Annotated in this window: 13 protein-coding genes; 10 read left to right on the forward strand and 3 right to left on the reverse strand. The window is 70.3% G+C overall.

Going from position 1 to position 13,472, the window contains the following annotated elements; translation table 11 throughout:
* Positions 1-46: 46 nt before the first annotated feature.
* Positions 47-622 (reverse strand): TetR family transcriptional regulator, encoded by a 576-nt coding sequence (locus ACIRSS_RS42890; protein WP_400905999.1) that lies wholly within the window; start codon positions 620-622, stop codon positions 47-49.
* 93 nt (positions 623-715) lie between these two features.
* Here ACIRSS_RS42890 and ACIRSS_RS42895 point away from each other — a divergent pair, with 93 nt between their 5' ends.
* Positions 716-1,870, forward strand: coding sequence for an FAD-dependent monooxygenase (locus ACIRSS_RS42895; protein WP_400906002.1), 1,155 nt, complete (start codon positions 716-718; stop codon positions 1,868-1,870).
* A 4-nt stretch (positions 1,871-1,874) separates the two neighbouring features.
* Here the strand turns inward: ACIRSS_RS42895 and ACIRSS_RS42900 are convergent, their stop codons facing one another.
* Together ACIRSS_RS42900 and ACIRSS_RS42905 are read right to left on the reverse strand one after the other, a co-directional pair.
* The gene (locus ACIRSS_RS42900) at positions 1,875-2,366 is read right to left on the reverse strand and encodes a GNAT family N-acetyltransferase (protein WP_400906004.1); all 492 of its coding nucleotides are present in this window, start codon (positions 2,364-2,366) and stop codon (positions 1,875-1,877) included.
* A gap of 10 nt (positions 2,367-2,376) precedes the next feature.
* Positions 2,377-4,182 carry a sigma-54-dependent Fis family transcriptional regulator gene (locus ACIRSS_RS42905; RefSeq protein WP_400906007.1) on the reverse strand — a complete coding sequence of 602 codons (1,806 nt, stop codon included), beginning with the start codon at positions 4,180-4,182 and terminating at the stop codon, positions 2,377-2,379.
* A gap of 167 nt (positions 4,183-4,349) precedes the next feature.
* Here ACIRSS_RS42905 and ACIRSS_RS42910 point away from each other — a divergent pair, with 167 nt between their 5' ends.
* The 9 genes from ACIRSS_RS42910 (at position 4,350) to groL (ending at position 13,450) form a co-directional block, all read left to right on the forward strand.
* Positions 4,350-4,598, forward strand: coding sequence for a hypothetical protein (locus ACIRSS_RS42910; RefSeq protein WP_400906009.1), 249 nt, complete (start codon positions 4,350-4,352; stop codon positions 4,596-4,598).
* Between the two features lie 106 nt (positions 4,599-4,704).
* The gene (locus ACIRSS_RS42915) at positions 4,705-6,357 is read left to right on the forward strand and encodes a methane monooxygenase (protein ID WP_400906012.1); all 1,653 of its coding nucleotides are present in this window, start codon (positions 4,705-4,707) and stop codon (positions 6,355-6,357) included.
* Between the two features lie 20 nt (positions 6,358-6,377).
* A complete protein-coding gene (locus tag ACIRSS_RS42920) occupies positions 6,378-7,406 on the forward strand; it encodes an NADH:ubiquinone reductase (Na(+)-transporting) subunit F (RefSeq protein WP_400906014.1) in 1,029 nt (342 codons plus the stop codon).
* Between the two features lie 6 nt (positions 7,407-7,412).
* Positions 7,413-8,582, forward strand: a complete 1,170-nt coding sequence (locus ACIRSS_RS42925; protein WP_400906017.1) for a toluene hydroxylase — start codon at positions 7,413-7,415, stop codon at positions 8,580-8,582.
* Positions 8,579-8,950: a propane 2-monooxygenase effector subunit MimD gene (mimD, locus tag ACIRSS_RS42930; RefSeq protein WP_400906018.1), complete on the forward strand. Its 372-nt coding sequence runs from the start codon at positions 8,579-8,581 to the stop codon at positions 8,948-8,950. Before ACIRSS_RS42925 ends, mimD begins: the two co-directional genes overlap by 4 nt.
* A gap of 42 nt (positions 8,951-8,992) precedes the next feature.
* On the forward strand, positions 8,993-10,030 hold the full coding sequence (locus ACIRSS_RS42935; RefSeq protein WP_400906021.1) for an amidohydrolase family protein: 1,038 nt from the start codon (positions 8,993-8,995) through the stop codon (positions 10,028-10,030).
* Positions 10,027-10,725, forward strand: a complete 699-nt coding sequence (locus ACIRSS_RS42940) for a metal-sulfur cluster assembly factor (RefSeq protein WP_400906023.1) — start codon at positions 10,027-10,029, stop codon at positions 10,723-10,725. The genes ACIRSS_RS42935 and ACIRSS_RS42940 overlap by 4 nt, the downstream gene beginning before the upstream one ends.
* Positions 10,722-11,747: an NAD(P)-dependent alcohol dehydrogenase gene (locus tag ACIRSS_RS42945; protein WP_400906026.1), complete on the forward strand. Its 1,026-nt coding sequence runs from the start codon at positions 10,722-10,724 to the stop codon at positions 11,745-11,747. The genes ACIRSS_RS42940 and ACIRSS_RS42945 overlap by 4 nt, the downstream gene beginning before the upstream one ends.
* A gap of 11 nt (positions 11,748-11,758) precedes the next feature.
* Entirely contained in the window at positions 11,759-13,450 is a 1,692-nt protein-coding gene (gene groL / locus ACIRSS_RS42950; RefSeq protein ID WP_400906029.1) for a chaperonin GroEL, read from the forward strand.
* The last annotated feature ends 22 nt before the right edge of the window (positions 13,451-13,472 follow it).

Genomic DNA, 13,472 nt, shown 5'->3' on the forward strand with positions numbered 1-13,472 from the left:
GCCGTCCAGGATGGCACTCACGGCGACGCCGGGCCGGGCGCGGCGGTCAATCCGCCGAAGTGGCCCCCGCGAGGTAGCGCTGGATCGTCGGGCCGACCTCCTCGACGACCTCCGCCGGGGTCAGCGCGACCACCGGCGGCAGGCGCAGCACGTACCGCGTCAGCGCCAGCCCGAGCAGCTGGCTCACCACCAGGCCGGCGCGCCGGGCGGCGTCGGCCGGGTCGCCGAAGCGCAGGACGGCGGGGGTGACCTGGCCGGCGAACACCTCGCGCATCTTCTCGACCACCGCGTCGTCGGCGACCGCCGTGCGCAGCAGCGTCAGCAGGATCTCGTCGGTCGGCGGCCGCTCCCACAGCGCGAGGAACTGCCGCGTCAGCAGGGCGCCGACGGTGCCCGGGTCCGCCGCGGCCAGGTCCGGCAGGTCGAGCTCGACGTCCACGGCCGCGGCGAACAGGCCGTCCTTGCTGCCGTAGTAGCGCATCACCATCGAGGGGTCGATGTCCGCGTCGGCGGCGATCGAGCGGATCGTCGCGCGGCGGAAGCCGTCGGCGGCGAACCGGCGGCGCGCGGCGTCGAGGATGGCCGCCCGGGTGGCGTCGGATCGGCGCGGTGGCTCGGTCATGTCAACAAGTGTAGGCCAACACTTGTTGACAAGCCACGGCGGGCCCGCCTACCGTCGATGCCAACAGTTGTTGGCAAACTCGGAGGAGCCGTCATGACCCTGCCCGCCCGCACCGATGTCCTGATCGCCGGCGCCGGCCCCGCCGGCCTCGCGACCGCGATCGTCCTCGCCGACGCCGGCGTCGACTTCCTGCTGCTCGACCGCCAGGCCGAGGGTGCGAACACCTCCCGGGCCTGCGTGGTGCACGCCCGGACCCTGGAGGTCCTCGCCGAGCTCGGCGTCACCGACCGGCTGGAGGAGCTGGGCGTCGTCGTCCCGACGTTCACCGTCCGCGACGGCGCCACCGTGCTGGCGAAGGTGCCTTTCGGCGGCCTCCCGACGGCCTACCCGTACACGCTGATGGTGCCGCAGGACCGGACCGAGGCCGTGCTGCTGGCGCGGCTGCGCGAAGCGGGCGGCGATGTCCACCGCCCGTACGAGGTCACGTCGCTCGCCGGCGACGACACGGGGGTCACGGTCACGACGACCGGCGGCACCGTGCGCGCGAAGTACGTGGTCGGCGCCGACGGCGTGCACAGCACCGTGCGCGAGCAGGCGGGCATCGGGTTCACCGGCGCCACGTACGCCGAGTCGTTCGTGCTGGCCGACGTCCGGATGAGCTGGCCGCTCGACCGCGCGGAGGTCAGCCTCCACCTGTCCCCGGAGGGTGTGACGGTGGTGGCCCCGCTGCCCGACGGCGAGGACCACTACCGGGTGGTCGCGACGGTCGCCGAGGCGCCCGAGCACCCCGGGCTCGCCGACATCCAGTCCATTGTGGACGCGCGAGGTCCGGAGGGCGCGCGGTCGCGGGTCACCGAAGTGGTGTGGAGCTCCCGGTTCCGCGTCCACCACCGGGTGGCCGACCACTACCGCGCGGGACGGGTGCTCGTCGCGGGCGACGCGGCCCACGTCCACAGCCCGGCGGGCGGGCAAGGTATGAACACGGGCATCCAGGACGCGGTCGCGCTCGGCCGGCTGCTGGTCCGGGTGGCCGCGGGCGAGCCGGACGCGCTGCTCGACACGTACGAGGAGACCCGCCGCCCGGTGGCGACGGAGGTGGTGGCGTTCACCGACCGGATGACCCGGATGGCAACGCTGCGCCCCCGCCCGGCGCGGCTGCTGCGCAACACGGTCATGAAGGCGGCGTTCTCGCTGCCGCCGGTGCGCGCGAAGCTGGCTTACCAGCTGGCCGAACTCGCGGCGCGGTGACGATTCAGCCCGCCGGGGACCACCGGCCGAGCCACTGCTCGGCGCCGAAGTCCTCGTACCGCTTCACCTCGGTGAACCCCAGCTTCGCCGCGAGCCGCATCGAGGCGACGTTGGCGGTCTGGGTGCGCAGCGCCACCGGCTCGCCGGGCCGCGCGGAAGCGAACCAGCCCAGCGCCGCCGCGCACGCCTCCGTCGCGTACCCCTGCCCCCACGCCGACGGCAGGAACAGGTAGCCGATCTCGGTCTCCCCGTCCGCACCCCGGTCGAGGGTGACCATGCCGATCATCGCGCCGTCGAGGTCCACCACGAACGAGCCGAACCGCCGCCCCGGCAGCTCGGGCACCGCGCTCTCGACCTCCGCCCGCGGCCGGGAGCCGCCGATGTACGTGCCCACCTCCGGCGAGGCGAACAGCTCGACGTAGGCCGCGCGGTCGCGGGCTTCGGACTCGCGCAGCACGAGCCGCTCGGTGGGAACCGGATCGGGTGGCCAGGTCACGCCGGCCAACCTAGCGGGTCGGCGGCACGATCCCGTACTCGTGGATCTTGCGGTAGATCGTCGCCCGGGAGATGCCCAGCAGCTTCGCCGCTCGGACCTTGTTGCCGTCCGCGTCTTCGAGGCACTTCACTATCGCGTCGCGCTCGATCGACTCGAACCGGTTCAGGGGCCGGCGCCCGACGGTGTGGAACTCCGCCGGGAGGTCGCCCGGGCGGATGGTGCCCGCCCGGCGGCGCTGGGCCACCGCCCGCAGCACCTGGTAGAGCTGGCCGGTGTTGCCCGGCCACTCCGCCCGCATCAGCAGGTGCAGCGCCGCGGCCGAACACGTCAGGCGCCCGCCGTAGCCGAGCTTGCTCAGCACCAGCGGGACCAGCTCCGCCAGGTCCTCGACGTGGTGGCGCAGCGGCGGTACCCGCACCGTCCGCGGGAACGACTTCAGCAGCTCGGCCAGCGCCGGTTTCGTCTCGGCCTCCGGCACGAGCGTGAGGACCACCCACGGCGCGTCGGGCCGCTCGCGCAGCTCACGCAACGCCGTGGCGAGCGCGTTCGCGGCCGACGCCGTCAGCCGGTCGGCGTGGCGGATCACGAGCGTGCGGATCGGGGCTTCGGCGTGCTCGGGCAGCAGGGCGGCCGCCCAGTCCGTGCCCGTCGCCGCGGCCGCGTCCACCGTCAGCAGCCGCGCCGCCGGGTGGTGGCGCTGGTGCAGGCCCTTCGCCAGGATCAGCTTACCGGTGCCGGCCTCGCCTTCCAGCGCGACCCACTCGCCGCGCTGGTGGCCCGTGTCGAGCTCGTGCCCGCAGCGCAGCCACAGCGGCGCCGACCCGACCACGCCCGGCAGGTACATCGGCAGCATCGGCGTCGACGGCACCGCCAAGGTCTCTTCGGCCTCGATCAGCTTCACCGACAGCACGCCGCCCGCGGTGTCGGTCTCCCGCTGCCCCGGGACGCGGCGGCAGAACACGCGGACGCGCAGCCCGCTGGACAGCGCGAGCGTCGCCGACGTCCGGCGCCCGTCGGTGAGCGCCGCGGTGCCGTGGCTCAGCAGCACGGACTGGTCGGCCGGGTCGAGGAGCTGCCGCGCCCGGTCGTTCATCATCACGATGTCCTCGTTGAACGCCAGCACGATGCCCGTCCACCGGCGGCAGGTCTGCAGGTAGGCCTGGAAGAGGATCATCTCCCGCAGGTCGCTGTGGCGCAGCAGCGCCTGCCGGATCTGCTCGGCCGTCGACCGCGCCAGCGCGATCAGCAGGCCGCCGGCGTCCTTGTACCAGCAGGTGAGGTCGACGGCGCCGATCTTCTTGCCGGAGATCGGGTGGTGGATCGGCACGCCCGCGCAGGCCAGGTTCTCCAGGTGCTCGGCGTAGTGCTCGTGCCCGAACACCGTGGTCGCGCGGCCGTCTTCGAGCGCGGTGCCGATGCCGTTGGTCCCGACGGACTGCTCGCCGTAGCTGAACCCGGGCACCAGCTCGACGCGTTCGAGGTGCCGCTTCAGGTCGGCGTCGCCGGTGCGCTGGGTGAGCACGACGCCGCTGGCGTCGGTGAGGATCAGGCTGATGGGCTGCCCGTCGAACTGCTCGCCCAGCTTGTCCAGCACCGGTTCGGCGCCGCGCATGAGCGGGATGTCCAGGTTCTGGTCGCCGAAGTAGCGCGGGTCGATCCGGTCGGCCTCCACCCGGAACTCCTGCGAACGCCGCCAGGAGGCCAGGATCGTCTGCCGGACCGTGCCCGGCGGCACCGGTTCGGCCGTCAGGAAGCGCACCCGGGTGCGGGCGAGCTCGTCGTCGGCGAGCAGGGTTCCGGGCGCCATCTCGTCCACGTGACCTCCAGCTTCCCGCGGCCCACGTGGGTGCGGGCACACCCGTTGTGCCGCCCGTTCAGCCTAGATCCGGCGCGCGGCGCGCGGTGTCTCAAATTGAGACGCCCGGGCCGCGCCCCCGGCGGTCCGATGGAGGCACGACCCACCGCTGACCAGGAGGAGTGCCCATGGCCGCCGATGCCGCGGAGACGTACAACCCGTGGACGATCGTCAACCTGGTTTTCACGCATCTGGCCGAACAGGGGCTGCACCCGACGTTCGGCGGGGACGGCCACCCCGGTGACCCGGCCGCGGCGCTGCTGCGCGCGCTCGGGATCACCCCGACGGTCGAAGGGGACGCGCGCGTGCGCACGGGCGTCCACAGCGAGCTCGCCGAGCTGCGCGCCCGGATGCTCGACGGGGACGAAACGCCCTGAGCAGCGGTTCTGTCTCAGATTGAGACCCGCGTCACCCGGCGGCGCCCCTTCAATGGTCAACGCAGGACGTCCGCCCGACGGCGAGCGACCGACAAGGAGTTGATCCATGAGTCGCCAGAGTGTGGCGAAAGCCCACCAGAAGATCCAGGAACTGTCGTGGGAGCCGGCGTACCACACCCCGGTTTCGCACTACGGGACCGACTACACGTTCCAGAAGGCCAAGAAGAAGGACCCGTTGAAGCAGGTCCTCCGCTCGTACTTCCCGATGCAGGAGGAGAAGGACCACCGGGTCTACGGCGCCGAGGACGGCGCGATCCGCGGCAACATGTTCCGCCAGGTGCAGGAACGCTGGCTGGAGTGGCAGAAGCTGTTCCTGTCGATCATCCCGCTGCCGGAGATCTCCGCGGCGCGGGCGATGCCGCTGCTCTTCCGCACGGTCCCGAACCCGGAGCTGCACAACGGCCAGGCGATCCAGATGATCGACGAGGTCCGCCACTCGACGATCCAGCAGAACCTCAAGCGCCTCTACATGCAGAACTACATCGACCCGGCGGGCTTCAACTCGAGCCTGCGCAACTTCCAGAACGACTACTGCGGCACGATCGGCCGCCAGTTCGCCGAGGGCTTCATCACCGGTGACGCCATCACCGCGGCGAGCATCTACCTCACGATCGTCGCCGAGACGGCGTTCACGAACACGCTGTTCGTCGCCATGCCGGCCGAAGCCGCCGCGAACGGCGACTACCTGCTGCCGACGGTGTTCCACTCGGTGCAGTCCGACGAGTCCCGCCACATCAGCAACGGGTACGCGACGCTGCTGATGGCGTTGTCGGACGAGAGCAACCACCAGCTGCTCGAACGCGACCTCCGCTACGCGTGGTGGAACAACCACGCCGTCGTCGACGCCGCGATCGGCACGTTCATCGAGTACGGCACCAAGGACCGCCGCAAGGACCGCGAGAGCTACGCGGAGATGTGGCGCCGCTGGATCTACGACGACTACTACCGCAGCTACCTCGTCCCGCTGGAGAAGTACGGGCTCGTCATCCCGCACGACCTCATCGAGGAAGCCTGGAACCGGATCTGGAACAAGGGCTACGTCCACGAGGTCGCGCAGTTCTTCGCCACCGGGTGGCTCGCCAACTACTGGCGTATCGACCCGATGACCGACGAAGACTTCGAGTGGTTCGAGTACAAGTACCCGGGCTGGTACGACAAGTACGGCAAGTGGTGGGAGAACTACGCCCGCCTCGCGACGCCGAACGGGCACCACCCGATCGTCGCCGAAGACGTCGACTACGTGTACCCGCACCGGTGCTGGACCTGCATGGTGCCGTGCCTCATCCGCGAGGACATGGTGGTCGACGAGGTCGACGGCCAGCACCGCACGTACTGCTCGGAGACGTGCCGCTGGACCGACGCCGAGGCGTTCCGGCCCACCTACCAGGGCCGCAACACCCCGAACATGGGCCAGCTGGTCGGCGCCCGCGAGTGGGAGACGCTCTACCACGGCTGGAACTGGGCCGACGTCGTCTCCGACATGGGCTTCGTGCGCGACGACGGCAAGACGATGGTCGCGCAGCCGCACCTGAACCTCGACCCGAAGAAGATGTGGACGCTCGACCACCTGCGCCGGATGCCCGAGGTGCAGTCGCCGAACGTGCTGCTCAACCAGATGACCGACGAGCAGCGCGCCGCGTTCGTGGCCGACTACAACCGCCAGGGCCCGGCCGGGCGGCCGGCGCCGCAGCAGGCCTGACGAGACGGGAAGGGCCCGGCATGGCGGAAAAGCACCGCGTCCGGTTCGAGCCGGTCGGGATCGAGATCGACGTCGCCGAGGACACCACGATCCTGCGCGCCGCGGCCGAGCAGGGCGTCATGCTCATGCACGGCTGCAAGGAAGGGCAGTGCGCGGCGTGCAAGTCGTTCATCCTCGACGGCGACGACGTCGAACACGACCGGTACTCGACCTTCGCGCTCCCCGACTACGAAAAGGAGGAAGGCTTCACGCTGCTGTGCCGGGCCCACGCCTACGAGGACCTCACGATCGAGCTGCTCAACTACGACGAGGAGATGATCCAGTCCGGGCTGCCGATCCAGGAGGCGACCGCCGAGGTCGTCTCGAACGAGAACGTCACGCACGACCTCCGGCACCTGGTGGTGCGCCTCGACGAGGAGCTGAAGTTCTTCCCCGGGCAGTACCTGGACTTCGCGATCCCGGGCACCGAGGAGACGCGGTCGTTCTCGATGGCCAACACCTCGGCGCGCGACGGGCTGCTGGAGTTCGTCATCAAGGTCTACCCCGACGGGGTGTTCTCCCGGTTCCTCGACACCGAAGTCGCGGTCGGCGACCGGCTCCGGGTGACCGGCCCGTTCGGGGTGTTCACCCTCCGGGACAACCCGGGCGCGGAGCTGGTCTTCGTCGGCGGCGGGGCCGGGATGGCGCCGATCCTGTCGCTGCTGCGGTCCATGGCCGAGCGCGGCATCGACCGGAAGGCGACCTACTACTACGGCGCCCGCCGCGAAGCCGACCTCTGCTTCCACGCCGAACTGCGGGAGCTCGAAGAGAAGCTGCCGAACTTCCGTTACGTCCCAGCGCTTTCCGAACCCGGCGACGACGCCTGGGACGGCGAGACCGGCCTGATCACCGACGTCCTGCGCCGGGCCGGCCTCGACCTGACCGGTGCCGACGCCTACGTCTGCGGCCCGCCGCCGATGGTCGAGGCCGCGCTGGAACTGCTGCCCGCGCTCGGCGTCGCCGACAAGCGCGTCTTCTACGACAAGTTCACCACCACGGGCGAAGGGTAAAAACCCATGACAGCCACCTCCGAACGCAGCGTGCCGAAGCCGGCGTTCACCGACGCCGAAGCGGGCGCGAAGGTCTTCCCGGACTCGAATGCCCGCCAGTACAACTACTTCACCCCGGCCAAGCGCAAGCAGAGCCACTACGAGGACGTCACCGTCGAGGTCCAGCCCGACCCGCGGCACTACCTGTCCCAGGGCTGGCTCTACGCCTTCGCCGACGGCAAGGCCGGGTACCCGCTGGAGTGGACGGCGCTGAAGGCGTGGGGCTCGGACCGCCCGGTGCCCGAACGCGGCCCCGGCTCCGGCGGCAAGGGCTACGACTGGCCGGCCCACGGCTGGCACGAGTTCCGCGACCCCAACGAGGAGTGGGAGCTCACCCTCTACCGGTACAACGCGAACGTCGTGCGCCAGCTCAACCAGAACGTCGACGCCGCGCGCCAGGCCAAGGCGTTCGAGCAGTGGAACCGGAACTGGGTGGACTTCGTCGCCAAGCACGTCGGCGCGTGGATGCACGTCGACCACGGCCTCGGCCTCTACCTGTTCGCCAACGCCAACCGCCGCGCCCCGACGAACATGCACAACAACGCGATCTCGGTGAACAGCATGCACCGGATCCGCGCGGCCCAGGACCTGGCGCTGTACAACCTCACGCTCACCGAGGAGATCGAGGGCTTCGACGGCACCGCGCACCTGAGCACCTGGAACGAGGACCCGGCCTGGCAGGGCGTGCGGGACACCGCCGAGCAGCTGACCGGGATCTGGGACTGGGGCGAAGCGATCTTCGCCGCCAACATCGTCTTCGAGCCCCTCGTCGGCGAGCTGTTCCGCAGCAACCTGGTGCAGCAGGCCGCGCCGGCCAACGGCGACTTCGTCACCCCGACGCTGATCGGCGCCGAGGAGTTCGACTTCTCCGAACGCGACCTCCGCTACACCAAGCCGTTGTTCGACCTGCTGATCAACGACAAGGAGTTCGCCGACCACAACCGCGCGCTGCTGCAGAAGTGGCTCGAGGACTGGGTGCCGAAGAGCATCGCCGCCGCCCGGGCGCTGCAGCCGCTGTGGTCGCAGCCCGACGCCAAGCCGATCCGGTTCGAGGACGGCCTCGACCGCGTGAAGAGCCGGTTCGCCGGAATCCTGTCCGAATTGGGCCTCAAGGCACCCGAGGAGCTGGGCCAGTGACTGTCTTCAAAACCGCGGAAAGCCCGTACAAGGTCAACAACACCGCGTCCAACATGTGCGGGTTCACCCTGATGAACAACCAGGTCGGCGCGATCATCGCGGAGGTCATGGGGACGAAGGACAACGTCACCATCACGCCGCTGCCGTCGATGATCCGGGTCGACGCGGTGGGCCGCATGGACGTCGTCTACGCCGAGGTCGACGAGGCCGCCGGCGAAGAGGAGGGCTGGTTCAACGCGGCGGAGTTCGAGGAGAGCATGTCCACCCACTACGGGCGGATGATCCACGAAGACGACCGCACGATCATGTTCGCCAACCCCGAGGACGCGGCCGAGTACCTCGACTTCGACCTCAAGCCGCTCAGGTAGTCCCAGCACGGAAGCACTCGATCCGCTCAGGAAGGATCACCGATGTACGAAAAAGACGGCGAAAAGTATTTCGTGGTGGACGCCCACACCCACTTCTGGGACGCGAGCCCGGACAACTGGGTGAAGGGCCAGGAGGAATACGCCAAGGGCTGGATCGAGTGCTTCCACGCCTACCAGGGGCTCGGCCCGAAGGAGACCCACTGGCCCATCGACCGGTTCCAGAAGTACTCCGAGGAACTGATGATGCACGACCTGTTCGAGGTCGGGCACGTCGACACGGCCATCTTCCAGCCGACCAACCTGCGGCAGTGGTACAAGAACGGGTTCAACACGACCGAGGCCGACGCGGCGCTCGCCGCCAAGCACCCCGGCAAGTTCCTCGTCAACACGACCTTCGACCCGCGTGAAGGCGACGAGGGCATGAAGGCCTTCGAGGAGCGCGTCAAGCGGTACGGCTGCAAGGGCGTCAAGCTGTACACGGCCGAGTGGCGCGGGGACTCGCGCGGCTGGAGCCTCAAGGACCCGGAAGCCGCGCGCTACCTGGAGAAGTGCGAGGAGCTGGGCGTCAAGAACATCCACATCCACAAGGGACCGACGATCTGGCCCCTCGACAAGGACGCCTTCGACGTGTCCGATGTGGACCACGTGGCGACGAACTTCCAGGGCCTCAACTTCATCGTCGAGCACGTCGGCCTGCCGCGCATCGAGGACTTCTGCTTCATGGCCACCCAGGAGCGGAACGTCTACGCGGGGCTGGCCGTCGTGGTCGGCGGCCTGATGCACGCCCGGCCGAAGTTCTTCGCGAAGGTCATGGGCGAGCTGATGTTCTGGCTCGGCGAGGACAAGCTGATCTTCGGCGCGGACTACGCCATCTGGGAACCCAAGTGGCAGGTCGAGGGCTTCGTCGACTGGAACATGCCGGGTGACGACGAGCTGTCGGACTTCGCGCCGCTGACCGTCGACCAGAAGAAGAAGATCCTCGGGCTCAACGCCGCGCGGCTCTACGACATCGACGTGCCGGCGGAGCTGAAGCTCGCGGAACCGAAGTCGGTCGAGCCGGTCGGCGTGCCGAACTCATGACCACCCTGGTGCTCGGTGCCCGCGCCGCCGTGTGGGCGGCGCTGGGCACCGTCCGCGATCCCGAGCTGGACGAACCCCTCACCGACCTGGGGTTCGTCTCCCGCTGCGAGGTGGGCGACGACGGCCACGCCGTCGTCCGGCTGCGGCTGCCGACGTACTTCTGCGCGCCCAACTTCGCGTTCCTGATGGTGGCCGACGCCTACGACGCCGTCGCCGGCGTGCCGGGCCTGACCGGGCTCGACATCCGGCTCGACGACCACTTCGCGTCCGACGTCATCAACCGCGGGGTGGCGGCCCGGCAGGGGTTCGTCGCGTCGTTCGAAGGCGAGGCCGCCGACGAGCTCGACACGCTGCGGTACGACTTCGTCCGCAAAGCAGTCCTGGCCGGCACCGACCGCGTCTGCCGGTCCCTGGACGGCCGCGACCCGCGGGAGCTGACCCTCGGCGACGTCCCGCCGAGCCCGGACCTCGACCGGCTCCGGGCCCGCCGCCGCGAACTCGGCCTGCCCGCCGAGGACGGCGACCCGCTGCTGCTCGACCCGGCCACCGGGCAGGCGGTGGCCCCGGCCGACGCGAAGCGCCACCTGGCCTTCGCCCGGCTGACCCGCACCAGCATGGAGGCCAACTCCGGCGTGTGCCGCGGCATGCTGCGCGCGCGGTACGCGCTGACACCGGATGAGGAGGGCACGGGATGAAGGCCGTGCGGCTGCACAAGTACCACCAGCAACCGGTGATCGAAGAGGTGCCGGAGCCGCGCGCCACCGGGCCCTTCGACGTCGTGGTCAAGATCGGCGGCGCCGGCGTGTGCCGCACCGACCTGCACATCATCGAAGAGCAGTGGGCCGAGAAGTCCGGCGTCACGCTGCCGTACACGATCGGCCACGAGAACGCGGGCTGGGTCCACGAGGTCGGCCCGGCGGTGACCAACGTCGAGGTCGGCGACACGGTCATCCTGCACCCGACGCCGACGTGCGGGCTGTGCCACGCCTGCCGCGCGGGCGACGACATGCACTGCCCGAACGGGAGCTTCCCGGGCATCGACTCCGACGGCGGGATGGCCGAGTACCTGCTGACGTCGGCGCGGGCGTGCATCAAGCTGGACCCGTCGACGCAGCCGCAGGACGTCGCCGCGCTGGCCGACGCGGGCATCACCGCCTACCACGCGGTGCGCAAGGCCGTCCCGCACCTGTACCCGGGCACCACCTGCGTCGTCAACGGCGCCGGCGGCCTCGGGCACATCGGCATCCAGTCGCTGAAGGCGCTGACCGCGACCCGCGTGATCGTGGTCGACCGCAACGCCGACGCCCTGGAACTGGCGGCCACCCTGGGCGCCGACGAGACCGTGCTGGCCGACGGCAAGCAGGTCGACGCCGTGCTCGACCTGACCGGCGGCGACGGCGCGGAGGTCGTGCTCGACTTCGTCGCCGAGCAGGGCGCTCAGCAGGATGCCTTCGCGATGACGCGGCGCGCCGGGTCGCACTTCGTCATCGGCTACGGCAGCAACATCGACATCCCGACGATCGACCTCATCTCCACCGAGCGCAACGTGATCGGCAACCTCGTCGGCACGTACAACGACCTGGTGGAGCTGATGGTGCTCGCCCAGGCCGGGAAGGTCACGCTCCACACGAAGAAGTACCCGCTGGACGCGGCCCTCGACGCACTGGCCGACCTCGACGCCGGTCGCGTGCGCGGTCGGGCCATCCTCACCCCCTAGGAGCAGGAAACATGGCGAAGGAACTGCGGTTCGGCTCGGACGCCCGCGACCTGCTGCTGGCGGGCGTCGACAAGCTCGCCGAAGCGGTCAAGTCCACGCTGGGGCCCAAGGGCCGCAACGTGATCATCGAAAAGATCACCGGTTCGCCGGTGGTCACCAACGACGGCGTCACCATCGCGCGCGAGATCCACCTGAAGAACCAGTTCGAGAACATGGGCGCGCAGCTGGTCAAGGAAGCGGCGATCAAGACCAACGACGTCGTCGGCGACGGCACCACCACGGCCACCGTGCTGGCTCAGGCGATCGTCCACGAAGGGATGCGGGCGATCGCGGGCGGCGGCAACCCGGTGCTCGTCAAGCGCGGCATCGACCACGCCGTCGGGCTCCTGGTGGCGCACCTGGAGAAGCAGGCGCACCCGGTGGTGTCCGAACAGGACTACGCGCGGGTCGCGGCGATCTCCGCCAACGACGACGACACGGTCGGCGCGGTCATCGCGAAGGCCCTGCACACCGTCGGCGACGGCGGCGTCGTGACGGTCGAGGAGTCGCCGTCGATCGGCATGAGCGTCGAGTTCGTCGAAGGGTTCGAGTTCGACAACGGCTACCTTTCGCCGTACCTGGTCACCGACCCGGGCCGGCTGGAAGCGGTGCTCGACGACCCGTACATCCTGATGTGCGCGGAGAAGATCACCAAGGTGCAGCAGCTGATGCCGTTGCTGGACAAGGTGATGCGCGCGCCGCGGCCGTTGGTCGTGATCGGCGAGACGGTCGAGGGCACGGCGCTGTCGATGCTGGTGCACAACCACATGAACGGCACGTTCCAGTCGGTCGCGGTCCGCGCGCCCGGCTTCGGCGACCGGCGGCTGCACAAGCTGGAGGACCTCGCCGCGATCGTCGGCGGCGCGGTGCTCTCGCGGCAGTCCGGGTTCACGATGGAGACGATGACGCTGGAGCACCTCGGCCGGGCCAAGCAGGTCCGGGTCACCGAGAACCGCACCACGATCGTCGGGGGCGCGGGGTCGTCGGAGGCGGTGGACTTCCGGGTCGGGCAGCTGCGCGCGGAGCTGGAGCGCGCGCAGTTCGGCGTCGACGAGGACGTCCTGACCGAGCGGATCGGCGCGCTGACCGGCAAGGTGGCGGTGGTGCGGGTCGGCGCGGCGACGCCGGCCGAGCTGAAGGAGCTGCAGCACCGGGTCGAGGACGCGTTGTCGGCGACCCGGGCGGCGATGGCCGAAGGGATCGTGGCGGGCGGGGGAGCGGCGCTGCTGCACTCCGAAAAGGCCCTCGAGGGCCTGGGCCTGGAAGGCGACCAGGCGATCGGCGTGGAGATCGTCCGGCGGGCGCTGGCCGAACCGGCGTTCCTCATCGCGCACAACGCGGGCCACCCGGCGCACGAGATCGTCGCGCGGACCCGGGAGCTGGGCGACGACGAGGGCTTCGACGCCCTGCACGACCGCTACGGCGACATGGTGGCGATGGGCGTGGTCGACCCGCTGCGGGTGTGCCGGTCGGCGGTGCAGAACGGCGCGTCGGTGGCGGGCCTGCTGCTGACGACGAACTCGCTGATCGCCGAGGAGCAGACCCCCTGGGGCGGCAGCGCGGCGCTGATGACGGAGTTCGGGCCGCTGGACGAAGGGCTGCACCAGCCTTCGCCCGACGCGAGCACGCCGCAGTCCCTCGGGATGGGCCCCTCCGTGGGCTGAGCCCTCGTCCGCGGCCCACGGG

It is taken from the genome of Amycolatopsis sp. NPDC101161 (assembly GCF_044768185.1).
Taxonomy (GTDB): Bacteria; Actinomycetota; Actinomycetes; order Mycobacteriales; family Pseudonocardiaceae; genus Amycolatopsis.